The 26,131-nt window shown below is 35.7% G+C and carries 17 protein-coding genes and 1 pseudogene; 10 read left to right on the forward strand and 8 right to left on the reverse strand.

Annotated features, from left to right (window positions below; translation table 11 throughout):
• Position 1: 1 nt before the first annotated feature.
• Complete coding sequence (locus RMR19_RS03945; protein ID WP_310602194.1) at positions 2 to 955, reverse strand: 30S ribosomal protein S1; 954 nt, start codon at positions 953 to 955, stop codon at positions 2 to 4.
• Positions 956 to 990: 35 nt separating this feature from the next.
• The gene (locus RMR19_RS03950) at positions 991 to 1,416 is read right to left on the reverse strand and encodes a bacteriohemerythrin (RefSeq protein WP_310602195.1); all 426 of its coding nucleotides are present in this window, start codon (positions 1,414 to 1,416) and stop codon (positions 991 to 993) included.
• 280 nt (positions 1,417 to 1,696) lie between these two features.
• Between RMR19_RS03950 and RMR19_RS03955 the strand changes: the two genes are divergently transcribed.
• Entirely contained in the window at positions 1,697 to 2,410 is a 714-nt protein-coding gene (locus RMR19_RS03955) for an NUDIX hydrolase (RefSeq protein ID WP_310602196.1), read from the forward strand.
• Positions 2,411 to 2,659: 249 nt separating this feature from the next.
• Here the strand turns inward: RMR19_RS03955 and RMR19_RS03960 are convergent, their stop codons facing one another.
• Positions 2,660 to 2,905 carry a hypothetical protein gene (locus RMR19_RS03960; protein WP_310602197.1) on the reverse strand — a complete coding sequence of 82 codons (246 nt, stop codon included), beginning with the start codon at positions 2,903 to 2,905 and terminating at the stop codon, positions 2,660 to 2,662.
• Between the two features lie 20 nt (positions 2,906 to 2,925).
• On the opposite strand from RMR19_RS03960, the gene RMR19_RS03965 reads away from it, so the two are divergent.
• On the forward strand, positions 2,926 to 3,459 hold the full coding sequence (locus tag RMR19_RS03965; protein ID WP_310602198.1) for a hypothetical protein: 534 nt from the start codon (positions 2,926 to 2,928) through the stop codon (positions 3,457 to 3,459).
• A gap of 170 nt (positions 3,460 to 3,629) precedes the next feature.
• Here the strand turns inward: RMR19_RS03965 and RMR19_RS03970 are convergent, their stop codons facing one another.
• The 4 genes and pseudogenes from RMR19_RS03970 to RMR19_RS03980 all read right to left on the reverse strand — a co-directional run bounded on the left by RMR19_RS03970 (position 3,630) and on the right by RMR19_RS03980 (position 10,009).
• A complete protein-coding gene (locus RMR19_RS03970) occupies positions 3,630 to 6,263 on the reverse strand; it encodes a carbohydrate binding domain-containing protein (protein ID WP_310602199.1) in 2,634 nt (877 codons plus the stop codon).
• 436 nt (positions 6,264 to 6,699) lie between these two features.
• On the reverse strand, positions 6,700 to 8,583 hold the full coding sequence (locus RMR19_RS03975) for a heavy metal translocating P-type ATPase (protein ID WP_442871525.1): 1,884 nt from the start codon (positions 8,581 to 8,583) through the stop codon (positions 6,700 to 6,702).
• Positions 8,584 to 8,949: 366 nt separating this feature from the next.
• Positions 8,950 to 9,120: pseudogene (locus RMR19_RS22130) on the reverse strand (cation transporter); the annotation flags it as partial.
• Positions 9,121 to 9,649: 529 nt separating this feature from the next.
• Positions 9,650 to 10,009, reverse strand: coding sequence for an ArsR/SmtB family transcription factor (locus RMR19_RS03980; RefSeq protein ID WP_442871526.1), 360 nt, complete (start codon positions 10,007 to 10,009; stop codon positions 9,650 to 9,652).
• Positions 10,010 to 10,180: 171 nt separating this feature from the next.
• Here RMR19_RS03980 and RMR19_RS03985 point away from each other — a divergent pair, with 171 nt between their 5' ends.
• The 6 genes from RMR19_RS03985 to RMR19_RS04010 all read left to right on the forward strand — a co-directional run bounded on the left by RMR19_RS03985 (position 10,181) and on the right by RMR19_RS04010 (position 20,138).
• The gene (locus tag RMR19_RS03985; RefSeq protein WP_310602202.1) at positions 10,181 to 10,777 is read left to right on the forward strand and encodes a TetR/AcrR family transcriptional regulator; all 597 of its coding nucleotides are present in this window, start codon (positions 10,181 to 10,183) and stop codon (positions 10,775 to 10,777) included.
• 31 nt (positions 10,778 to 10,808) lie between these two features.
• Positions 10,809 to 12,248, forward strand: a complete 1,440-nt coding sequence (locus RMR19_RS03990) for an alpha-amylase family glycosyl hydrolase (protein WP_310602203.1) — start codon at positions 10,809 to 10,811, stop codon at positions 12,246 to 12,248.
• Between the two features lie 49 nt (positions 12,249 to 12,297).
• The gene (gene glgB / locus RMR19_RS03995; RefSeq protein WP_310602204.1) at positions 12,298 to 14,514 is read left to right on the forward strand and encodes a 1,4-alpha-glucan branching protein GlgB; all 2,217 of its coding nucleotides are present in this window, start codon (positions 12,298 to 12,300) and stop codon (positions 14,512 to 14,514) included.
• Positions 14,515 to 14,897: 383 nt separating this feature from the next.
• Positions 14,898 to 18,233 (forward strand): DUF6240 domain-containing protein, encoded by a 3,336-nt coding sequence (locus RMR19_RS04000; RefSeq protein WP_310602205.1) that lies wholly within the window; start codon positions 14,898 to 14,900, stop codon positions 18,231 to 18,233.
• Positions 18,234 to 18,253: 20 nt separating this feature from the next.
• Positions 18,254 to 19,621 (forward strand): flagellin N-terminal helical domain-containing protein, encoded by a 1,368-nt coding sequence (locus RMR19_RS04005; RefSeq protein ID WP_310602206.1) that lies wholly within the window; start codon positions 18,254 to 18,256, stop codon positions 19,619 to 19,621.
• Between the two features lie 37 nt (positions 19,622 to 19,658).
• The gene (locus RMR19_RS04010; RefSeq protein ID WP_310602207.1) at positions 19,659 to 20,138 is read left to right on the forward strand and encodes a flagellar export chaperone FliS; all 480 of its coding nucleotides are present in this window, start codon (positions 19,659 to 19,661) and stop codon (positions 20,136 to 20,138) included.
• Between the two features lie 82 nt (positions 20,139 to 20,220).
• Here RMR19_RS04010 and RMR19_RS04015 read toward each other — a convergent pair whose 3' ends face one another.
• Entirely contained in the window at positions 20,221 to 21,264 is a 1,044-nt protein-coding gene (locus RMR19_RS04015) for a LacI family DNA-binding transcriptional regulator (protein ID WP_310602208.1), read from the reverse strand.
• Positions 21,265 to 22,160: 896 nt separating this feature from the next.
• Here RMR19_RS04015 and malQ point away from each other — a divergent pair.
• The gene (gene malQ / locus RMR19_RS04020) at positions 22,161 to 23,660 is read left to right on the forward strand and encodes a 4-alpha-glucanotransferase (protein ID WP_310602209.1); all 1,500 of its coding nucleotides are present in this window, start codon (positions 22,161 to 22,163) and stop codon (positions 23,658 to 23,660) included.
• 67 nt (positions 23,661 to 23,727) lie between these two features.
• Positions 23,728 to 26,067, forward strand: coding sequence for a glycogen/starch/alpha-glucan phosphorylase (locus RMR19_RS04025; protein WP_310602210.1), 2,340 nt, complete (start codon positions 23,728 to 23,730; stop codon positions 26,065 to 26,067).
• Positions 26,068 to 26,131 lie beyond the last annotated feature (64 nt).

The raw sequence follows: 26,131 nt of genomic DNA on the forward strand, positions 1-26,131 counted from the left end.
TCTATAATTTTAGACCAGCTAATAAACCTGCAAGTCCAGTACCAGCTTCCTCGCCAGAAGTGTATTCAACAGAAGCTTCTTCAACATCTTCAACGATTTCTGAATCCTCTTGAACCGCTTTCATACTAAGGCTTACTTTACCTTCTTTTACATCAATAATCTTAACCGTAACTTCTTCTCCTTCTTTAACAACTTCGTTTGGAGATTTGATACGTTTTCCGCAGATTTGAGAGATATGAACAAGTCCAGATAGACCATCGCCGATATTAACAAAAGCACCGTATGGTGTGATTTTCTCAATTACACCGGTAGTTACTAGACCAATCTGTAAGTGAGAGATTTTATTTGTCTTTGCTAAGGATTCTTCTTCTCGCAATACTTCTCTTGCAGATAATACAAGTTTTTGTTTCTCTTCATCAACAGTAATAATAACAGCTGTTAACGTTTGTCCAACATAAGCTTCTACATCCTCAACATAATGAGTTGCTAATTGAGAAGCAGGAATGAATGCACGAATGCCCTCGACATAAGTTACAACACCGCTATTAACAGAAGACGCTATTTTTACTTCATAACGTTTTTGGGATTCCATTGCTTCTTTTAGTGCATCCCATGCAAGAATGTCAGTAGCACTTTTTTTAGATAGAACAAGATTACCTGTTCTTAAATCTTCTCGTAAAACAGTAGCAGTAATAGATTCACCAATCTGTACATCTGCTTTAATTGAAAACCGTGGGTCATTACTTAACTCTTCTATAGGTATGATTCCCTCGGTATAGTAATTAAGGTCAACAGTAACTTCTGTATCAGAAACACCAATTACTGTTCCAGTGAGAATGTCGCCTTCTCGTATCTTCTTGAACGATTGGTTTATCTCATCTTTAAAATCCTCCATAGAAAGTGTTACTTCTTGTTCGGTTTTTACTTCTACATCTTCGTTTTCTTGCTGATTCATTATGTCACCTCATCTAATTTATTTTACTCTGTTTACTAAAGCAAATCATTCTCCTTCATATATCTTCCAAAGGCAGCATCATCAATTAAAATATGACCAAAAATCCAATCTTGTAGGAATTCTTTTATATTGCACAGAATTTCATATGGTGTTTGACTAAGTTTTTTTAAGTCAATGCCCAATGTATATTGTACAATTTTATCATGTGCCTTTTTTTGATGTTCAAAATCAGAATAATTATTTTTTTTCATAAGTTCTTCTTCGTGATAGAAATGGTATGCAACAAATTCTCTTAACTCTAAAACAATATCAAGGAGTTGTTTGTTTGTGACACCAATGCAATGGCAAATTATAAGCTGTTCCACATCACGTCCGATACGGAAAAGTTCCTTATGTTGCGTATCCATAATAGGAACTCCGATTTCCATATCATTACACCAATCGAATTTAAAATCTAACATAGTATCACTCCCCTACTGAGCAACCACATTTGCAGTCTTATTCAGTTTTTTCTATATATATTAATTATAGCAAATTAGTAAAATGGAAACAACTTAATAATGAGAAAAACGTATCAATTTTTACGTTTTCATAGCGTTAGTAAAGCGTTTTGTTATAGGTATAAATTTACAAGGGGAATTTGTGTAAATACTTTTGTATAAAATATTCCAAAACTAATTTTTTGTTGTATAAATATGCTATAATAAATTAACATTTTAATGATAAGAAAGAAGGAAAATTATGCCAGCATTTTTGAAAGAGATTGAAGCATTTAGGGGAACTGGAGAGAAGAATGAGCAAGGAGAGAGTCTTGAAAGCTTTTTAGAGAAATATGATGCAAATAAATATGAGAATCCCAGTGTAACTGCGGATATGATTGTGATACAGCATTCAAAAGAGTTTGATACTGTGGAACAAGGATTAAAAGTACTTATGGTAAAGAGAAGAAATCACCCAAGTATTGGTTTCTGGGCGTTGCCAGGTGGATTTGTTAACATTCGCGAAGATATTGATTTAGCGGCAAAGAGAGAACTTCTTGAAGAGACGGGAGTAGAAGATGTAGCAATTGAGCAGTTATATGCATGGGGAGAGGCATGGAGAGATCCAAGATCAAGAATTGTTACGGTTGCATACCTTGCTCTTATTGATGAGAGCAAAGAAGTAAAAGCTGGTGATGATGCAGCAGATGCTGCTTGGTTTGACATTGTGTTATGTAAGAAGGAAGTAAAAGAAGAGGTTAATGGACAAGGAAAGTCAAGAATTAAGACCATATATGAATTAAAACTTGTGAATGAAGAGAAAGAAGTAGAATTAACAGCAGAGGTAGAAGTTTCTTATAATAAAATAGGCATTATCAAAGAGCGAGAATATCAGGTGATTTCATCAAATCAGATTGCATTTGATCACCCTAGATTTATTGTACAAGCATTGTTGCACATTGAGGCAGCGTTATAAATTAGTTATCGTATGCTAATTAAGAAGCGGTCAAAAGGTATTTTGCCCCCAACGGATACACGGATTGCTACGCATTTCATGCAAGCATGATCTTTTGACTCTTGTATTATTATATTTAATTATCCAATTGTTTCGCAGAGGCATATACTATATAGAAGCCTAAAAATTGGAGATAAGTTATGAGCTATAATAAAGATGATTATATAGAAGACGGTACAGACAAAGATGTAACAGAAGATATAGTAGAGATCATAATCGAAGATGTAGACGAGAATGTAGATCAAGGCGATGTAGAGATATATCGTAGAAGGCCACCGAGGCCACCACAACCACCGAGGCCACCACACCCACCGAGGCCACCGCAACCACCAAGGCCACCACAACCACCGAGGCCACCGCAACCACCGAGGCCACCACAACCGCCGAGGCCACCGCAACCACCAAGACCGCAACCACCAAGGCCACCGCAACCACCGAGACCGCCAAGACCGCCACATCCAGCACCACCAAGAGGAATGTGGATTTCTAATGCATTTATTGAGAGGATTTCAAATGAAAGAGACACCATTTTGGCAACGGTTGTTTATAGAGAGAATCCAAGGAGTAGAGAACAGACGGTTCGTTTAGTTGTATCGAGACAAACAAAAATTACGGATATGAATGGAAGAAGGTTAAGACCAAGTGATTTAGAAGTAGGTATGGTGATTGATGCATTTATCTCAACGGCAATGACTAGGAGCATACCACCACAGGCAGAAGCTTTTGAAATCATTGTAGTAGGAAGAAGAGCGACGATACAAGAGTCAGTTGGAAGAATTGTTCAGGTAGATACAAGGAATAATTTTATTATTGTGGCGACTTCGGATCACAACTTTAATATAATTCGTTTTAATGTTGGTCCTGAAACGGTGATATTGGATTTGCTTGGACGAAGGATTCGTCTAGGAGAATTGTTCCCAGGTTTAAGAGTAAGAGTAGAACATGCAACATTTATGACGGCGAGTATTCCTCCGCAAACGATAGCGTTTGTAATTAGAGTAATTCGATAAAAGCTAAAAAGAGGTTGCCTCAACTGATACTACGGATTGCTACACATTTCATGCTCTCGCAATCCTAAAACATTCGAAATTCGCTCTATTCGAGCAACTTTCTTATGTTTTGTGAGTCCCAAAGTCATGCTTTTTTATGCAAGCATGACTTTGGGACTCTAGTATTTGTATTATTGAGGAGTGCCGTTTGTTATTGTACCATTCTTAATAGAATAAGTACCTGTTGAATTTAAGGCGTAGTTATTACCACCATTGTTGTCCCAGTTATTATTTCCATCGTTGAAACAACATTTTAGAGTAGTGTTAGTACCTAAATCAATTGTAATTACTTTATATCCATTAACAGAAGAAGACATACGAACGCCAGGTGCACTTGTCCAAGAATCATTACCTACTTGATAATGAATGTTTGGAGAACTCCAAGTAGTATAGTAATATACTGTAATGGTATTTGAGCTGCTACCGCTTGGCTCACCGCTGGTAACGTTACCATCATTGATAGTATAAGTTCCAGGAGTAGTGAACGTATAGTTTAACTTATTATTGTTATCCCAAGTTCCACTTCCGTTGTTAAAGCAAGCAGTTAAAGCAGTGCTTGTACCTAAATCAATTGTAATTGTTTTGTAACCAGCTACATTTGAAGTTGACATTGCTACTCCTGGAGAAGTAGTCCATGCACCAGTACCAACTTGATAGTGAATGTTAGCGTTGCTCCAAGTTGTTTTGTAGAATATAGTAACACTATTGTCTACAACAGCTTGTTTCTTTCCATTGCTATTATATGTAGCGTTATCTTCAACTGCAAATCCCTGTAATTTGGCGGCAGGAACTTGGTTTACTTTATCATTAAAGATAACTAATGGTTGACTGAAATCTTCTGTAAATGTAAGACTGTATAGACCAGTACTTTCTTTTTGCATTGCAGTACCTGGCCATGCATTCAATAATTGTACAGTCGTTCCACTTTCATCGTATACATATGCATAGATGGAATCAGACCAAGAAGATGGTTTTTCAAAATAAATTGTTGTACCTGCACCTTGTTCTACTTTTTTCGTATTGTAAGTTTGTGTAACAGTAGTTCCGTCAGAACCAACACCTGTAAGTGTAATCTTGTACTCAGTATTAACTGGGTCACCAGCACCAATTGTTAATGGTTCTCCATTTGTATAGTAAACAACATTGTTTGCATTTACTTTATAGTATGCAGATGCTGTATTTTGTGCTTTTAGTGTAAATGTAACCGAATCAGAAGTAAATGTTGCTTTGAAGTTATCAAGAGATACACTTGGTGTATTGTCAGTGTAGTTCATTAATACAACAGAGCTACGTGCTGGAATAGTACCAGTAATAATATGATTCTTTACTTCGAATCGGCTGTGGTCATCAGTAATACTGTAATATGTACCATCTTGTAATTGCGTTTGGCAATTGATGTAGTAACTGTTATATTTTGCATTAACGATAACGTTACCAATTGTTCCGCGTTGAATCATAAGAACATTGGAATCTCCATTAGGATTTTCTAAGTTCTCAGATTGTCCAACCATTGCGTTTCTGAATTTGTTAACAGCAGCAACCTCATCATCTTTGTATAAATCACTTCCGGCAATACCGATTTGGTTTGTTCCCCATTTGTTTGATGGGCCTCCACCATTAGGTCTACTAAAGAATAAAGGTGCGCCATCTTTTCTAGCAGAGATTACTGCCCAAGCTAATTTTACTTGTTCATCGTTAAGTTGTGACCAAGTACCATCGTTGATGTAGTTGTCATGGGATTCTACCCAAGTTACTAAATCAGAAGTATTTACTCCGCTTGGAACATCATAAGATTGGATTGAACCTTTGTTTAAGTTGTTACTTGTAATGGAACTACGAATTTTTGAACCGTAAGAGCTAGTAGTGGTAGAACCAATTTCCCTTACATAAGCATCAAGACGTTCATTGTCTCCTTGAAGTACTTCTCCATAATTAAAGATGTTGCTTGCATTTGTAATTTCTTTTGTTACTCTTGACCAGAAATTATTTGTAACGCCACTTGGTCTGTCATCATCAGATAATCCGATGTGTTTTGCAGTGTCATAACGGAATCCATCAGCACCACATGCGATACAATCATTTAAGAAGTTGATAAAGTAGTTTTGGAATCCCCAATTTTCCGTATCTACATCTGGAAGTCCACCGTCCATAGAGTAACGTGTACATTGAAGGCGGTTAGAGTATGAATTACATTTAGTAAATCCAGTGCTATGATATAGATTTCCGCCCGCTGAATTTTTTAAATTAGAAGATACTTTGTTCGTGTTGTTTGCTGTGTGGTTTGGAACAACGTCAACGACAATTTTAATACCGTATTTGTCTGCTTCCGCACACATTGCTTTGAATTCTTCACGTGAGCCTAATTGGTAATTTCCGATTGTCCAATCTGTTGGTTGATAGTGCCACCACCAGCAGCCACCTTTTCCATCATCGCTTCCGCCATAAAGTTTCATAGTAGGATAACTGTCATCTACAGCGTTGATAGGTGAAGTTTGGATACTTGAATATCCAGCATCAGCTATGCTTTTCATGTTTGCTTTAATCGTATTAAAACTCCAACAAAATGCATGTAAGATAGCACCATCGCTAATTTTTTCTGTAGGTGCAACACTCACTGAGCTAGTATCTGAGTTTGAAGTACTAACAGTTGAGCTTGCGAAAATAGTGTCATAATTAACTGAAGAAATGGATAGAGCTGCAACAAGAAGTAGTACTAGCAGCCTTTTAAAAATGTTTTTTTGATTCCCTGAAATTTTTGAAAACAATGTTTTAACCTCCCAAATTTAAATATATAGTTTGTAGTACAAAAGAACCTCCTCCCCATGTAAAGTATATATGTTTTACATACGTCATTTTATATAGCATATGCTAAGTTAAGATGACAATATTAAAACCTTGAGAAATGTGTTAAAGCATAAAAGGATATTTGTAGAAATTAGTAATTCATTGACTTGCTTTAGGATAATCGAAAAACGAACATATTACAATATCTAAAAAATACAATGTTTTTGGTAAAAATATAGTAATAATGCACAAATGTATCGAAAGATTTCGATTAAATCAAGGAAAAAAGGGAAGACAAAAAAGAGCGAATTTTCAAAAATTTTTTGAAAATTCGCTCTTTAAATTGGAAATCTAGTAATTTGTTCCGAAAATAGTGCTGTAAAAATGTATATTATTGACAGTTTCTCTGCGGGATTTTTATGACAAATTATATTTTAAAGCTCTGATAGAATTAAATATTGCAATCAATGCAACACCAACATCGGCGAAAATTGCTAACCACATAGAACCCATACCAATAGCAAGTAGAACAAGAACAATAGCTTTGATACCCAGTGATAAAATAATGTTTTCTGTTACAATTTTACGAGTTCGTTTGGCAATTTTAATTGCATCTGCAATTTTTGATGGTTCATCTGTCATAATTACGATATCAGCGGCTTCAATGGCTGCATCAGAGCCAACACCACCCATGGCAATACCGATATCAGCTCTAGCAAGCACTGGAGCATCGTTCATTCCATCGCCAGTGAAGATGATATTCTTCTTCTTATCTTTCATCTGAAGTAATTCTTCAATTTTGTCTACTTTATCACCTGGCAATAACTCAGAGTAAATGGTATCAAGACCTAATTCCTTACCAACAATTTCAGCAGAAGCCTTAATATCACCTGTTAACATAACAGTTTGAATTCCAAGTTCGTGTAAGGTAGAAAGTGCTTGTTTGGAATCTTTTTTTACTTGATCTGAGATAATAAGATAACCAACAAATGTATCGTTAATAGCAACATATACAACACTTCCTAATGTATTAACAGGTGCTTCATCAAAAGCAATGTTAAACTTTTTCATAAGTTTTGTACTCCCAGCAAAAACAGTTTGTTTTGCGAAAGTAGCACGTATTCCATGACCAGCGATTTCTTCGTAATTGCTTATCAGATTCGATGCAGAATTTATATTAGCCGCATCCGTAATTGATTTGGCAATCGGATGATTGGAGTAGCTTTCCGCAAGACCAGTTACATAAAGCAATTGATTCGATGCAGATTGCAGTTGGTTACTTTCTTCGGCTGAGAGTACATTGGCAAGGGCTGTTTCATTAGCAACATGAATCGTAGTTACTTCGAATACACCTTGTGTTAATGTTCCTGTCTTATCAAAAACAGCAGTTTCCACAGAGTTTAGTGCTTCAAGGTAATTGCTTCCTTTTACAAGAATTCCATGTTTGGAAGCACAGCCGATGCCACCAAAGAATCCAAGAGGAATTGATATTACTAAGGCACAAGGACAAGACACAACTAGGAAACCACAAGCACGATAAATCCATAGTGAGAAATCATACGAGCCAGTAAAAATCGGAGGAAGTACAGCCAACAATAGCGCTAACAAAACAACAACAGGTGTGTAGATTGCAGCAAATTTAGTAATAAAGTTTTCTGTACTTGATTTACGGTTAGAAGCATTCTCAACGAGGTCCAATACTTTTGCAACTGTTGAATCAGAATATAGTTTGCTAACCTTAATAAACAAAGTACCACTTCCATTAATACTTCCACTTAATACAGAATCCCCAGCAGAAGCACTTCGAGGAACAGATTCCCCAGTTAAAGAAGAGGTATCAACAAACGAAGAACCTTCAATAACTTCACCATCAAGAGGAATTCTCTCGCTTGGTTTTACAATGATAACATCTCCAATCGCTACTTCTTCAGGATCAACAGTTACAACGCCAGAAGGAGTTTGTAGATTCGCATAATCAGGTTTTAAGTTCATAACAGACTTTAATTGCTTTCTTGAATTATCAACGACAATGTCTTGAAGAAGTTCACCAATTTGGAACAAAAGCATAACGGCGAGTGCTTCTGGGTATTGCTTAGTAAAGAAAGCACCAAGTGTAGCAACAAACATTAGGAAATTCTCATCAAATATCTGACCATGAGAGATATTCTTCACAGAGGTAATAAGAATCTCATAGGATAGAATAAGGTATCCAACAACCAATATAATGAGTCCAAGAGGATTAGGAATATCAAATACAATCGGAATAAAACCAATAATTGTTCCAATTAGTAGAGTAAGTATCTTTTTCGCTAAAGCCCCTTTCGAGTGGTCACCACCATGCTCATGACTGTGAGAATGAGCCGAGCTAGATTTTTCATGGTTATGTTCGTCTTCATGATGATGTTCTTCGCCACAGCCACAATCCTCGTGTTCATGATGCTGCTCTCCACCACAGCCACAAGCCTCATGTTCATGATGATGATGTTCTCCACCACAGCCGCAAGCCTCGTGTTCATGATGATGATGTTCCCCACCACAATCACAAGCCTCATGTTCGTGAGAATGCTCTTCCTCACGGTGAGGAGTGGCAGGTCTTATGTTAGATTGAATAGGCGATACAATCACCTGACTTTCAATATTACTACAGATTGTCTGAAGCGTAGGTAGAATCTCATCTAAAAGCTTATCATCCTTAAATGTAACAAATAATTTCTTATTAACAAAATTTATCTGAGCATCCTCAACGATATCTAAAGAATTAATTTTCTTCTCCATCTTAGCCGCACAATTAGCACAGCCAAGATTCTCTACATTGAATGTATATTTTTTGGAATTCATAATAGTAAGCCCCTTTCTATATTGTCTTGTATAGGTATGTAATTGCGAAAATGTGATTTATAGTTTCTGAATTTGGGTTATAGTATATTAATAAAAAAATTAAGTGTATTGAGCGTCTTACAATTAATGAGTGAAATTCAGGTGGCAAAAGGTTAATAATAACCTCAACAAAAATACTGGGTAATATTTATTCAATCATCAAAGTTACTCGCATTTGTATGCCAGTAAAGTAGACGTGCAAAACTTCGATACCTATCCTTGCTTATTCACTGGCGTTCTCTAATAAAAAAACGATAGCGAAACACCTATAGTACTTCTTAGTGTGTACATCTATAACCTAGGAAGGCGAGGCATGGACGCCGAGCCAGCCTGAGCTGAGGCAGGATGCCGAATCGAGGGCGTTTCCGTAACTTTTCAATATCTGTCTGTACACACTTAGAAGTTCTTAGGCGTGTAGCGTGTTTTGTGTTAGAGAACGCCAGCGAATAAGCCTCGAAAACCTACAAAGTTTTGCACCGCACTATCTTTATCACTCAAGGACATGTGAAAGACCTTGATCGAAGATTCGTTTTACGTGTTCATCGGCTAAAGAGTAGAACACGGTTTTTCCAGCTTTGCGATTCTTAACAAGCTTAGCTGTTTTGAGAACGCGGAGCTGATGGGAAATTGCAGATTGTGTCATGCCAAGAAGTTCTGCAATATCGCATACACACATTTCGGATTCGAAAAGTGCACATAGGATTTTAATTCGTGTAGTATCACCAAAAATCTTAAAAAGTTCGGCAAGGTCGTATAAAATTTCCTCGTCGGGCATAATAGATTTAACAGAAGTTAAAAGCTCTTCGTGTACACAATCACAAGAGCAAGTTTCAGCGTGTTTTGTATCGATCATAGATATCTCTCCTTATATGTAAAATGTGTGACTAAGTAAACATATGAATAACTGTTCATATAACGATTATAAGATATAAAAAAGCATTTGTCAACACAAATTATCCCTATTGACAGTTTGTATACCGATTGGTATACTGGATTTAATAAGGAATATTGGAGGTGTGCGGTGGAACAATTACAAGAGATGGATAACAGAGAAAAGATATTAGAATGTGCGTTAAGTCTGTTTTATCAGAAAGGATACGATGCAGTAGGGGTACAAGAAATTGTTACGTTAGCAGGAATAACAAAGCCAACTATGTACTACTATTTTAAAAGTAAGTATGGTTTACTGGAAGCACTTTTACAGGAACGCTGTTGCAAGATAAATGAGCAGTTGCGTGAAGCAGCGTATTATAATGGAGATTTGGTGCATACACTAGAACAGTATGCAAAAACAATGTTCACCATAGCGGAATCCGATATTCGATTTTATTACCTTATCCTATCTTTGTTCTATTCTGCAAGGGAAAATGAAACATATAAAGCAATTAGCCCATATATGAAAGAGCAATTTGCTATAATACGAGGAATTTTTGAACATGCAGCAGGATATCTAGGTAATATGAACGGAAGACAAGAACAATTTGCAGTAGGTTTTTCGGGTATATTAAACAACTATATACTTGTATATTTTGAAAGAGAGCATGCAGCAGGTAGATTTGTTAATGATAGAGCAATCTATTCTCTTGTTCATCAATTTATGTATGGAATTGTAGTGTAGGTAGCAACCGATTGGATAGAGTGGCTTATAAATGTTGCAAAGCGGTTTTACGTCACTGGTCACGAAGCGAACAGTAACATTTTCACAGAAGGGAATGATTGATATGACAGCAAAATGGTATGATAAGGCGGTTTTTTATCACATATATCCACTTGGTCTTTGTGGAGCAGAGAAATTAAATGATGGAATTACAACAACACATAGGATGGAAGAGTTGGAAGAGTGGATACCCCATATGGTGAAGATAGGATGTAATGCGGTATATATTGGTCCGTTATTTGAATCGGTAGGACACGGCTATGAGACAACAGACTATCGGCAAGTTGATCGCAGATTAGGAGACAACGATGATTTTATTCGTTTTGTTAAACTATGTCATGAAGCTGATATTAAAGTTGTAGTAGATGGTGTCTTTAATCATACAGGAAGAGAATTTTTTGCATTTAAGGACATACAAGAGAAAAGAGAGGGATCAAAGTATCGTGATTGGTATTGTAATGTAAACTTTGGTTCTAATACAGAATATAATGATGGATTTTCATATGATGGATGGCGAGGATACCAATTGCTTGTTAGATTAAATCAGAGAAATCCAGAAGTAAAACAATATATATTTGATGTAATACAGTACTGGGTCGATGAATTCAATATTGATGGAATTCGTTTGGATTGCGCGGATGTACTTGATTTTGATTTTATGAAAGAGATGCGAACATTCTGCAATACAGTGAAGGAAGATTTCTGGTTAATGGGAGAAGTAATTCATGGTGATTACAGTAGATGGGTTAACAATGAGACATTGCATAGCGTAACAGATTATGAACTTCACAAAGGACTGTATTCTGGACATAATGACCACAACTACTTTGAGATTGCGCATACAGTAAAACGATTGTTTGATTCAAATGGTGGAATTGTTAAGAATGCGAATCTATATAGTTTCTTAGACAATCATGACGTAGATAGAATTTATAATAAACTAGTAAACAAAGCACATCTGATACCAGTACATTTCTTACTATATACATTACCAGGAATTCCATCGATTTATTATGGTTCTGAGTTTGGAATAGAAGGTAGGAAAGAGAACAATTCTGATGATGGAGTACGTCCAAGATTGGTATTATCGGATTATATAGACGAGCCGAGTAAGAATGAATATAAGGAATTAACGAAACTACTTGCGTTATTAGCGGGAATAAGAAAGAGTAGTCAAGCTTTACAACAAGGAATGTATAAGGAACTCGCTCTTACAAATCGACAGTATGCGTTTGCAAGAATTGACAGGGAAGATGTAGTAGTAACTGCAGTTAATAATGATGATAACGAAGCGACAATGAGTATTTCAATACCAGTGGCTTGCGATAAAGTAACGGATGTACTGACAGGAGAAGAATACCTAGTTGAGAATGGAAAATTGAATATCGTACTTCCAGCCAACAATGGATTGGTATTACAGTGTGTGAAGTAGAAAGACTATAGTAGTATTAAAAAAGAATAAAAAAGGGGATGTTTACACAATGCTTGAGAAGATAAGTAAGTACATTAATCCGATTCAACTACAAGAGCTCTATAAGGAAATCAACAATTGTCCACATAAATTATTGGGAGAACATAAAGTAAAAGAAGGACAGTTGTTTGTTACATTCCGTATCCATGCGAAGGAAGTAGCAATTATAGATAAAGAAACCGGTGTAGAATATCCTATGTTGCCGTATGAAGATAAAGGGTTATATGTCGCCTTGAATAAAGGAAAAGCCATTAAATCATATGAGATACAAACAAAATATATTGATAATACGACAGTTACGATTGCAGACCCATACTCGTTTGATTCTCAAATCGGTGATTTGGATACCCATCTTTTCAGCCATGGAACACATTATGAGATATATAAGAAGTTTGGTGCGCATGAGATGACAATTGATGGTGTGAGAGGGATACATTTTGCGGTATGGGCACCGAATGCTAGAAAGATTAGTGTTGTAGGCGACTTTAACTGTTGGGATGGAAGATTACATCCAATGCGAATGCTAGAAAACTCAGGTATACATGAGCTGTTTATCCCAGGGGTAGAGATTGGAGCTGTCTACAAATATCAAATAAGGACTAGAGATGATAAGGTATTACTTAAGTCAGACCCTTACGCGAATTCTTCGGAACTTAGACCAAAGAACGCCTCTGTTGTAGCAGATTTAACAAATTACAAATGGGAAGATAAAGCATGGCAGAAAAAGAAAGAGAATAGGAATCGTGATTCCTTAAGAAAAGACCCGATATCAATCTATGAGATGCATCTAGGTTCTTGGAGAAAACATAACGATGGAACGGAAGACGGATTCTATAATTACCGTGAGTTAGCAGTGGAAGTAGCAGATTATGTAGCGGATATGGGCTATACTCATGTTGAACTGTTAGGAATAGCAGAGCATCCATTCGATGGGTCATGGGGTTATCAAGTAACAGGATACTATGCGCCAACGAGAAGATATGGTACGCCAGAAGACTTCATGTTCTTTGTAGATTATCTTCACAGAAAAGGAATTGGAGTAATTCTTGATTGGGTACCTGCACATTTTCCAAAAGATGAGTTTGCTCTTGGGAGATTTGATGGAGAACCAGTATATGAACACCCAAATCCTAAGATGGGAGAACATGCGGAATGGGGAACCTATATATTCAATTATTTTAAAAAAGAAGTTATTAATTTCTTGCTTGCAAATGCATTGTTCTGGTTAAATGAATTTCATATAGATGGATTGCGTGTAGATGCAGTAGCTTCCATGCTATATCTTGATTATGGAAAGAAAGACGGCGAATGGATAGCAAATAAAAATGGTGGCAGAGAGAATTTAGATGCCGTAGAATTCTTCCGTCATATGAATGCAATTATTCAGGAAAAGTTACCTTGGGCAATGATGATTGCAGAGGAGTCTACCTCTTGGGCTGGAGTTACTGCACCAGCGAGTATGAATGGTCTTGGCTTTCTATACAAGTGGAATATGGGTTGGATGAATGACTTCTTAGAATACATGAAATTAGACCCTTACTTTAGACAATTTAATCATCATAAATTAACATTTAGTTTGGTGTATGCGCACAGTGAGAATTTCATACAAGTATTGTCACATGATGAAGTAGTACATGGAAAAGGTTCTATGATACAGAAGATGCCAGGAGAGTATGATGAGAAATTCTCAAATCTACGTGTAGCATATGGATTTATGTATGCACATCCAGGAAAGAAGTTATTATTTATGGGACAAGAGTTTGCGCAATGGCAAGAATGGAGTGAAGCAAGAAGCCTTGACTGGGGAATACTTGAATACGAAAGACATGCACAGATGCAAACATATATGAAAGCGTTAAATCATCTTTATAAAAAATATAATGCATTTTATGCAAATGATTGTGAAACGACTGGATTTGAATGGATGGACTGTTCGCATTCAGAGTTAAGTATCATTGCATTCACAAGAAGAGCAACAACAAAGAAAAACCAACTTTTAATTGTTTGTAATTTTACACCTGTAGATCGTGAAAAATATGAAATAGGTGTTCCTGCATCAGGAACATATACACAAATTTTCAACTCAGATGCTGTGGAGTTTGGTGGAAATGGGAATGGTATTGTAACTTCTGTCAAAGCGAAAGCAGAGAAGTATGCTAATCAGCCATACAAGATACAGATAGAGGTTCCAGGGCTGTCATTTATGGCATTTCGCTATAATGAATAACTTGAAGGCTGTAGTTCAGAATGGTTATAAAGTGCACTAATATAGTGTACATATATAAAGAAAAAAGTGTAAATAATCAAGTTGTATCGAATAACTCACAAATAATTAATTAAAAAGACCATATCTATTGACAAATCTCACAAAACGTGTTACTATAAAAAAGGTCGTTGAACAGTAAAATGACTAGAGGATTTGTTGACGTTGGGGAACGCAGAGAGGGCAAAGACTATAATGAAATAGGACTTATTAAAACGTACGCTTGTGGCGGGTGTACCTTTTTAATAAGTCCTATTACTTTTTTGTTCTAAAATAACTTAAGTTTTTAAGAGCTATGGTCGAAATACATTATAGTGAAACTATACATAAAGAGGTGAGTGAAATCAATGAACGTACAAAATGTTAAATCTCAGGCAACTGGTACAAATATGGTATCATCAAAAGCGGATAAAGATAATCTTCTATCACTGGGAAAAGTGGGAGATGAGATCGAAGGAGTAATAACAAGTGTTTCGGATCAGATTTCCATCAACTTTAATGGAAAGGAAGTAAACCTTCCTAAATCGTCAGTGCAAGGTGCCACGGAAGGCACTATTAAAAAATACAAGATAATGGATATATCGGCTACGAGTGTTATTCTTAAAGAGGTTGGAATCAATAAAGAGGCTGCAAAGAGTATACAAGCATACTGTACAAAAGTGGAATCAGACCAAGCATCTTTTAATAAACGATTAGAAGAAGCGGCAGAGAATAAGGGAGAAGAAGCGGATGAGGATTTAGAAGATACAGCAAACCGTATGACTGCCGACGATTCAGAAGATCTTGAAGCCGAAGGTTATGATTACAAACAGTATGAATTAGAGCGTTTAGAACGTGCGTTAACTCGTGTTAAAGAGCAGAGAACTGAGAAGGAACAGAGTGTTAAGAAACAGATAGAGAGTAATAAAGAGTTTAAGGAAGATGTAAAGAAGATTGCAAAGCATATCCTAGAGAAATCACCTTATGCGGAACAGATTATAGAGAGACTTGAAAATAGTAACTTGCCAATTACAGAGGCGAATATCTCGAAGATAGTAAATGGTATGAATCTAGCGGAGACAATTCCGAATCTTTCGAAGGAATCGTTTGAATATCTAATTGGTAATGAGTTAGATATTACAATTGGTAATATCTATAAAGCAAGTTATAGTGCATTTGGTACAAATACAAGTCCACTATCAAGTGAAGACTTTGATGAAATACAAGGACAAGTAGACAGTGTTATTGAAGACGCTGGATATGAAGTTACAGAGGAAAGTAGAAGTCAAGCAAAATGGATTCTTGATAATAGATTGCCATTGACAAAAGAGACTTTGAATAAATTAAATAGCCTTGTGAATTTGAGAGATAATTACGACTCATCAGCGGTATTAGACAAGATGATTCGGACAATGGAGCAAGCAGTAGCAGTAGAAGACACTGTGCTTACAGATAAGAGTACAGATGAGATAGAGAAATTAATAAAAGATATCAAGTCAATAACAGATGAAGCGATTGCTCAAACTGCACAAAAATATGATGGAAAAGAGATTACAATAGATATCTTGAAAAAAGAGCAAGAGCAGATGAATCAAATGCTTGCTGCGACAGAGTCAAACAAGACTACAGAGCCTGTGGTTATTGAAATGAACGAGGCAGCAGTTAATGATATTGATATTAAAGCGATTACAGCGAAACGCCAATTAGAAGAGATTCGTTTGAAGATGACATTAGAGTCTGGACAAAAGATGGCGGAAAAAGGAATCAATGTTAATACAACAGGTCTTGAACGTGTGGTTGAAGAGCTTCGTAATATCGAAGACGATTATTATAGGAATTTATTAAAAGAGACGGGAACAGAGCAAACATCTGAGAACGTTGCAATTCTTCGTGAAACAACGCAGAAAGTAAATGATTTAAAATGGATGCCAAGTAATGTACTTGCGGATACATTTACAAGTAGAGAAGATGCTACAATTGATTCCTTGCATGAAGCGGGTACGATGAGCCATGCTAAGTTTAATGCTGCGAATGAGTCGTATGAAACATTAATGACTGCACCTAGACAAGATATGGGTGATTCGATACAGAAAGCATTTAAAAACAGTATGACAGAAATCTTAGATTCGTTAGAACTTGAAGATACAGTAGCGAATCAGAGAGCGATTAGAATGCTTGGCTACAATGGAATGGAAATTACGGAAGAAAACATAGCCTTAATGAAGGAATATGATGAGAAGGTAAATTACGTACTTAAGAATCTTACCCCTTCTGTAACTATGGATTTTATTCGTGGGAATAAGAACCCAATTGATATGCCATTAGATACTTTGAATGAAGAGATTAAGCAATTCAGAGATGAGAATGGAATATCAGAGGAAGATGGATATGCGAGATATCTTCGTAAGTTAGAAAAGCAAGATGGAATTACGTCTGACGAAAGAGATGCCTATATAGGAATTTATCGTTTACTACATAATGTTGAGAAAACAGATGGAGCAGCGATTGGTTCTTTAGCAAGAAGCGGACGCGATATTACACTTGAGAATCTTCTCACAGAAGTTAGAACAAGAAGAACAGGAAGTATGGATAAATCGGTTGATGATTCATTTGGAATGCTAACAGACATCACATATAAATCCGATTCGATTACATCACAGATTAGTAAAGGATTTGAAGCAGAGCAGTCTAAGGGAAGCGATACTGACTCGATTACAAATTATAATCAAATGTTATTAGATGATATTCTTGCAAGTATTACACCATCACAAGTGAAATCAATTATGGAAAATGAAGATTGGTCAAGTCTTTCATTAGAGAAGTTAAGAGATATGCTTAACGAACAGCCAGAAGATCAAAAAATCAAGCAAGAGTATTATGAAGAGCAAGTAAAAGAGCTACGTGATTTGGCGGAGAATAGCGAAGAGGGAATTAAGTTCCTTTCGAATCAGAATGTGCCAGTAAGTATTCAAACAATTCAAGAAGCGCAGGTTCTTTTAGATACTGAGAATAATTTATATAAACAAGTTTTAAACAAGGCAAAAGACACAGAGGATGCTAAAAATGATTCGGAAGAAGCATTAAATGCAATTGCAGAAACATTTGAAGATAAAGAAAGTTTACAAAAAGGAGTAGCTGATTTTGCGAAAGTTGCCGATACTATATTAGGGAATCAAATAAGCAACCCTGATATTAATGCGGAACAAGTTAGTTCTCTTCAGCTATTACGTGGAGCAATTAAGCTATCGAACGCATTAAGTAGCAAGGAGTATTATGACATACCAATTAAAGTAGGAGATAGTATAACGAATATCTCTTTAACGGTATTAAATAATACAGGAAAGCAAGATAGTAAGGTTTCAATGTCTGTTCAATCAGAACGTTATGGACTGATTGAAGCAGAATTTAAAGTACATGATAGACAAGCAAAAGGACTTATCCTATGTGATAATCAAGAAGCAAATGAGATAGTTAAGGGTAATATTGATATTATTACTGATAGCTTAGAGAAACAGAATATTTCTCTTAGTCAAATGGATATTGGAGTGGAGAAACTTCATAACCAGTCTTATAAGGCAAGAGGATCGGCATCAAACCAAGAGAGTAAGGAAGCGAATGGTGAAAATGCGGTTACGACAAAAGAATTATATCAAGTGGCTAAGTCATTTGTTGTATTAGTAAAAAGAATGGAACAAAATAATTAGAGAGAGGATATGGTGACACAATGAGAATTAATCATAATATTTCAGCAATTAAAGCAAACATGCACCTTAATACTACAAATACAAAGATGGACAAGAGTTTAGAGAGATTATCTTCAGGTTTAAAAATCAATCGTGCAGCAGATGATGCAGCAGGTATGGCAATTTCTCAAAAGATGAAAACACAAATTGCAGGTCTTGAAAAGGCATCAAACAATGCGGCAGATGGTATCTCTGTAATTCAAACAGCAGAAGGTGCATTGAACGAAGTGGAATCGATGTTACAAAGAATGAGAGAGTTAGCAGTACAAGCATCTAATGGTACGAATACAACAGATGATAGAAAAGCAATCCAAAAAGAAATTGACCAATTAAATCAAGAAATCGAAAGAATCTCAGATACAACAGAATTTAATACAAAAAAATTATTAAATGGAGACATTGACAGAAAATCATATAGTAGCAATTCCAAGGTAAACCTTGTAGCGTTATCGGATTCTGTAAATGTAGGAGCATACGAAGTAACTGTTTTAACATTACCAACACAAACAACAGCAACAGCATCAGGAGCAATTACAGCTGGAGAAGCTGGCAAGTTCTGTTTAAATGGTGAAGATGTTGAAATTCTAGATACGGATACCGCAGATCAAATCTTTGAGAAAATTCGTGATCTTGGGGATTCTATGAATATTAGTGTAGAAAAAGATGCTGCTGGTATAATGAAGTTTACAAGTAAAGAATACGGTAAAGACTGTAAAATCGAGATACATTGTAGTAGCACAGAATTAAGTGGTAAATTAGGTGTAACAGGTATAGCAGCAACGCAAGGTGATGATGCAAAAATTTCGCTTGATAAGGGATTTAATGCAACAGCTACTATGTCTGCATCAGGAAAAGACGTAGTAATTACAGATCATAGCGGATTTAGTATGAAGATAGAAATTGATCCAGGAGCAAAAGAAAATGACAAAGCAAAAATCGACGTACTTGCTTCTGGCCCAATGATTCTTCAAATCGGTGCGAATGAAGGACAAACAATGGAAGTAAGAGTTCCAGAAGTTACTCCAAAAACATTAGGTATTGACATTGTGAATATGACAACACAAGACGGAGCAGAAAGAGCGATTACATTACTTGATGATGCAATTACAGAAGTATCTGCTATCCGTGCAAAATTAGGTGCTTATCAAAACCGTTTAGAGCATTCTATCGCAAACCTTGATACAACAGGCGAGAACATGACAGAAGCGTTATCAAGAATTGAAGATACTGATATGGCAGAAGAGATGGCTCAATATACACAGATGCAAGTATTATCACAAGCAGGAACTTCAATGCTTGCACAAGCAAATCAACGTCCTCAAACAATTCTTTCATTACTTCAAGGTTAGGACGTGGACGACATAGTGAAAGGAACGCGTGTATTGTATGAACAATGAAGATTTAAAAGCATTTACTACAAGAGTAACGCAAGCAAATGGAAGTGAACTTGTGGTAATTGTTTATGAGATTATAATGAACGATATAGAGAGTGCCAAAGAAGCATTGGTTGCTCAAGATTATACAAAGTTTACGCGCGATGTGAATCATGCAGTTAAATTTGTGAACGAACTGATTAACACATTAGATTTTCAGTATGCAATATCCTATGATTTAATGCAGTTGTATTTGTACTGCAATAAACGACTATTACAAGCTACATTGAAAAATGAAGTGGAACCTCTTGAAGATACAAAGAAAGTTCTTGAACATTTACTAGAAGGCTTTGTAGGAGTTGCAAAACAAGACCAAAGTGCTCCTGTTATGAGCAACACACAGCAAGTTTATGCAGGATTAACCTATGGAAAAGGTTCGCTTAATGAGATGTATGTTGATCCAAATCAAATGTCACGAGGATTTCGTGCATAATATGAGATACTAGGTAAGAAAAAGGAAGTTTGCTTTTGATGGCAAACTTCCTTTTTTCGTTTATATCGTGCCAAACATGGCACTAAATATCATCTAAAACAGGCTTTTCGGCTGTTTTCTTAGCAACTGCACTGTTTGAGCAAGGAGCAGTTGAACTTCTGTTAATAAATTTGGCACGTAGTAACATCTTACTAATTGTAACATTATGAACTAGACCATCAAGTAATAGGAATGCACTCTTTCCTAAATCAATTCGATCTTGTCTTACCGTAGTAAGTGGTGGTTGAAGTTGAGAAGCAATTGGAAGATCATCGAAACCAATAACGCTTATGTCTTCAGGAACACGAAGCCCCATCTTAGTTACCTCTGATATAACACCAGAAGCAATTAAGTCGCTGGCACATATAATTGCTGTTGCGCCACCCTTTAAGAAGGTTGGAACATGGTATTTGGCGCAATCTGGAACATAATAACCATATTCAATTAATTCTTCACGAGGTGTTAAATCAAACGATTCCATGCTTTGAATGAATGCTTGATTACGTTGTTCTGATACCATAGAATTCTTAGAACCATTTAGAAAAGCAATATTTGTATGGCCAAGCTCGTGCAGATGTGAAACTGCGGTATGAATACCTTCAAAACTGTCTGTTCCAACATAACCTACATGATTATTGTTTTCTATATAGTTATCAAAAAGTACAGTTGGAACGGTTGTCTTGTAAAGTTGTTTTACCCAGTCATCATGAAGAGCAAAGCCCAGTAGGAAAGCACCGCTATATCCGTTCTTTAACATGAACGTATCAAACTTCTCTTGTGTTTGCATATTGAGATTTGTAGGAATAACTGTTACATCCCAGTGGCGTCTGGCAGCGGAAAGCTTGAAGCCGACAATAATCTCATAACCAAACTGATCAATATTCTCATAATCCATATTTTCAATTAGGATACATACTTTTCGACTTCCTTGACTACGCATCTTTTTCGATGCATATCCCATCTCGACAGCAGTATCCAGTACTAATTGACGCATCTCGTCACTTATATCGCTAGCTCCGTTAAGTCCCTTTGAAACGGTGCTAACAGCAATGCCTAATTTATTGGCAATATCTTTAATAGTAGCCATTTTGTTTCTCCTTTCGTATATATGAAATAGGTGGGCGAAACTCGATTTACACTGTGTAGGCTTTTTGCTTATCGTACTCTAACACAAAACACGCGTCACATCTAAGTACTTCTAGGTGTATACAGGCAGATTATCCAAAAGTCACGGAAACGCCCTCAATTCGGCATCCTGCCTCAGTGCGGGCTGGCTCGGCGTCCATGCCTCGCCTTCCTAGGTTGTCTAGTATACACCAAGAAGTACTATAGATGTTTTGCTATCGTTTTTTAGTTAGAGTACGATAATCAAAAAGCAGTCAAGTGTATTGAGAGTTTCGTAAGTACCTAATATAAAGACTGATATACAATATCCAATGTAAAAAGTATACTACCTGCAAAAGGGAATTTCAATAAATTAAAATTAATTCGTGAATATGTTAAATTTAATTGCGGAAATTTGTTGATAAATATAGAATACGACTGCACAAAGGCGCAAAAAAGCATACTGCTATTCATACATAACGTTTGCAGTAACAAAAAGCCATAGTGCTTCTTATTAATTTTGAACGAGTAGTATTGACAAGCATATAGTGAAATGCTATAATTCAGTAAAGGATTTCGAAAATTTCCGAAAATATTTCAGAAAGGAGAGAAATACATATTGCATATATTTCCGTGTGGTTTATAGAATTAGAGGGGAAATACGTTGAGTTTTATACAAATACACTAGCTACAAGGCATGTTTAGAGGAAATTAGGAAGTTCAAAAGTAATTCTAAACAAACAACGAGCGGTATTAACAAAAAATAATATAAAAAATAACTATAAAACTCGAAACTTCTATTGACAAACCATGGTCAAAGTGTTATTGTAATTATAACATTTCGAAACTTATCGAAAATATATGAGAGTGTAGAAGAGTATGGCGAAGAAAAATACAGAATTAACAAGAGGAGCTGGATTATTATTACCAGTAAGCAGTTTACCTTCCCCATATGGTATAGGGACATTTGGAAAAGCAGGTTTTGATTTTGTAGATGTATTAGTAGAAGCAAAACAAAAATACTGGCAAGTCCTTCCATTAGGGCCAACAAGTTATGGAGATAGTCCATATCAATCATTTTCCGCATTTGCAGGAAATCCTTATTTTATAGATATTGATACATTAATAAGTGAAGATCTATTAAAACAATCAGAAGTAGATAACTATGTCTGGGGTGATGAGGAAAACAGAGTCGATTACGAAGCAATCTATAATAGCACATTTGCTATTTTTAAAAAAGCGTTTGAACGAAGTAATCATCAAACTAAGAAAGAGTACATACAGTTTTGTAATGAGAATAGTTATTGGATTGAGGACTACAGCCTTTACATGGCAATAAAGAATCATTTTGATAACCAAGAATGGCTTCTTTGGGAAGAGGATATTCGTTTTAGAAAACCGAAAGCCATAAAGAAGTATCAAGAAGAGTTAAGTGAAGAGGTAGACTTTTGGAAGTTCTGCCAGTTCAAATTCTATGAGCAATGGTTTGCATTGAAGAACTATGCGAACGAAAAAGGAGTTCAAATAATTGGAGATATTCCTTTATATGTTGCAATGGACAGCTCTGATGTGTGGGTACACGGAGATTTATTTGAACTAGATGAAAGAAAGAACCCAATTAACATTGCAGGTGTTCCACCAGATTGTTTCTCAGCAACTGGTCAGAGATGGGGAAATCCATTATACGATTGGGAGAAGATGGAGCAAGATGATTTTGATTGGTGGAGAAAGAGAATGCAGTCGTCAGCAAAGCTTTATGACATTGTACGCATTGATCACTTCATTGGTATTGTAAGATATTTCAGAATTCCTGCTGAATGTGAAACAGCAGAGCATGGTAAATATAAAAAAGGACCAGGTAAGAAATTAACAAAAGTAATTAAGGAATCAATAGGAGATGCAAAGATTATTGCAGAAGACCTTGGTGTAATTATTCCATCAGTAAGAAAACTTATGGATAGCACAGGATTCCCAGGAATGAAGATTCTGCAATTTGCTTTTAATAGTGGTTCTAGTAATGAGTACTTGCCTCATAATTATAGTTCAAGTAACACTGTAGTATATGGTGGCACACATGATAATCAAACGATGGAAGGTTATCTTAAAACTATAGGTAAAGAGGAAGAGAAGTACGCATTAGAGTATCTTGGAATAAAACGAAAAAAAGATATTTCAGATGCTATCGTAAAAGCAGCTTATGCAAGTAATGCGGCAGTGGCAATATTCCAAGTACAAGATATTCTTAAACTAGGTGATAGTGCAAGAATGAATCTTCCATCTTCGTTAGGTGGTAATTGGCAATGGAGAATGACAGAAGGTCAATTAGCAGAAGAATGTATTGAATGGCTGAATAAATTGGCAGATACATACGGAAGATAATGAATATGTAACAATAGAAACTTCAAATATACTTTCAATTAAGGCAAATGCTAAGGAGGAGTAAATCGTGAGTAATTTTAAATCAAATGTAAAAACAATACTTGAACTTGATTATTCAACTACAATCAAAGAAGCAACTACAATTCAATTATATAATGCAGTATCAAAAGCTGCGATGCAAACTGTAAATCCAGAAGAAGGAATTGAAGCAGAAGGTAAGAAAGTGTGTTACTTATCAGCTGAATTCTTAATCGGAAGATTAGTATATAACAACTTATTAAACCTTGGTTTATTAAATCAGTTTTCTGAATTAATGAGTGAAAACAATATCGATATTCGTATCTTTGAAGAAATCGAAGATGCAGCACTTGGTAACGGTGGTCTTGGAAGACTTGCAGCATGTTTCCTTGATTCAGGAGCAACAATTAACGTTAGATTGAACGGTTATGGTTTACGTTATAAATACGGTTTATTTAAACAATACTTTGAAGATGGATTCCAAATGGAAACAGCAGATGACTGGTTAAGATGTGGAGATCCATGGTCAGTAAGAAGAGAAGAAGAAAAGATTCTTATTGAATTCAAAAATCAATCTGTATATGCAGTACCATATGATACACCTGTTATTGGTTATGGTGCAAAAACAGTGAACACACTTCGTTTATGGCAAGCAGAAGCATTAGAAAGCTTTAACTTTGAAGCATTTAACGATTCAAAATACGAAAAATCAGTAAAAGATAGAATTGATGCAGAAGCAATTACGAACGTATTATATCCAAACGATAATACAGATGCAGGTAAGAGATTACGATTAAAACAACAATATTTCTTCTCAAGTGCATCGTTACAAGATGTGATAAGAAAGTATAAAACCGTTTTCGGTAACGATTTCAGTCACTTCTCAAGCGAGTATGCAATCCAATTAAATGATACGCATCCAGTAGTAGCAATCCCTGAATTAATCCGTTTATTCATGGAACAAGAGGGAATGACATTCGCGAAAGCATTTAAGATTGCGAAAGAAACATTTGCTTATACAAACCATACCGTTATGGCAGAAGCGCTTGAAAAATGGTGGGTAAAATTATTTAAAGCAGTAATTCCTAACGTATACAAATATGTTGTTATGATTCACAAAGCATTATTAAAAGATTTAACTGCACTTGGAATCAAAGAAAAAGATCAAAAGAAATATTACATTATCGATGAAAATGATTTGATTCATATGGCTCGTTTAGCAATCTATGCAAGTCATTCAACAAACGGTGTTGCTTGGATTCATACAGAAATTCTTAAAAATGATGCATTACATGAATGGTATGAAATCTATCCAGAACGTTTCAATAACAAAACAAATGGTATTACACAACGTCGTTGGTTAGCTCTTGCAAACATGGAGTTATCTGGATTCATTACAGACAAGATTGGTAACTCATGGATTACAGATCTTGATAAATTAAAAGACTTAGAGAAATTCAAAGATGATAAAGCAGTAATCAAACAATTTGGTGATATCAAAAACATTAAGAAACGTCAACTTGCTGATTACATCAAGAAACAAGAAGGAATTGAAGTTGATCCAGAATTTATCTTTGATATTCAAGTTAAGAGATTACATGAATATAAGAGACAATTATTAAATGCATTCTCTATCCTAGATATCTACTACGGATTAAAAGAAGGAAGAATCAAAAACTTTAATCCAACTGCATTTATCTTTGGTGCAAAAGCAGCTCCAGGATATTTCAGAGCAAAAGGTATTATTAAGTTCATCAATGAAATTGGAAAGATGATTTCAGAAGATAAAGAAGTAAATGATAAACTTCAAGTAGTATTTGTTCATAACTACAACGTATCGTATGCGGAAATGATTACTCCAGCAGCAGATATCTCAGAACAAATCTCAACAGCAGGTACAGAGGCATCTGGTACTGGTAACATGAAGTTCATGTTAAATGGTGCAGTTACTCTTGGAACATATGACGGTGCAAATGTAGAAATCGTTCAACAAGCTGGAGAAGAAAACAACTATATCTTTGGTGCAAGAGTGGAAGATATTGAAAAGATTAAAGACAGCTATAATCCAAAAGCTATTTATAAATCAAACCCAAGAATTAAGAGAGTGGTTGACACATTAATCGACGGTACATTTGATGATGAAGGAACAGGAATGTTCAAAGAATTATATGATTCTTTATTAGAAGGTGCAAGCTGGCACAAAGCAGATAACTACTACTTATTCGAAGATTTACTATCTTATGTTGATGCAAAATTACAAGCAAACAGCGACTATTCTGATACATATGAATTCAGAAGAAAATGTTTCATCAACACAGCGAATGCAGGTAAATTCTCAAGTGATAGAACAATTCATGACTATGCAGTTGATATCTGGAACGTGAAATAAGGTTACACATTACTATCGGAATGAATATGCAAAGCATATTTTATTCATGACACCAGAGAAGACA

Origin of the sequence: Anaerosporobacter sp. (assembly GCF_031551385.1) — a bacterium.
Taxonomy (GTDB): domain Bacteria; phylum Bacillota; class Clostridia; order Lachnospirales; family Lachnospiraceae; genus Anaerosporobacter.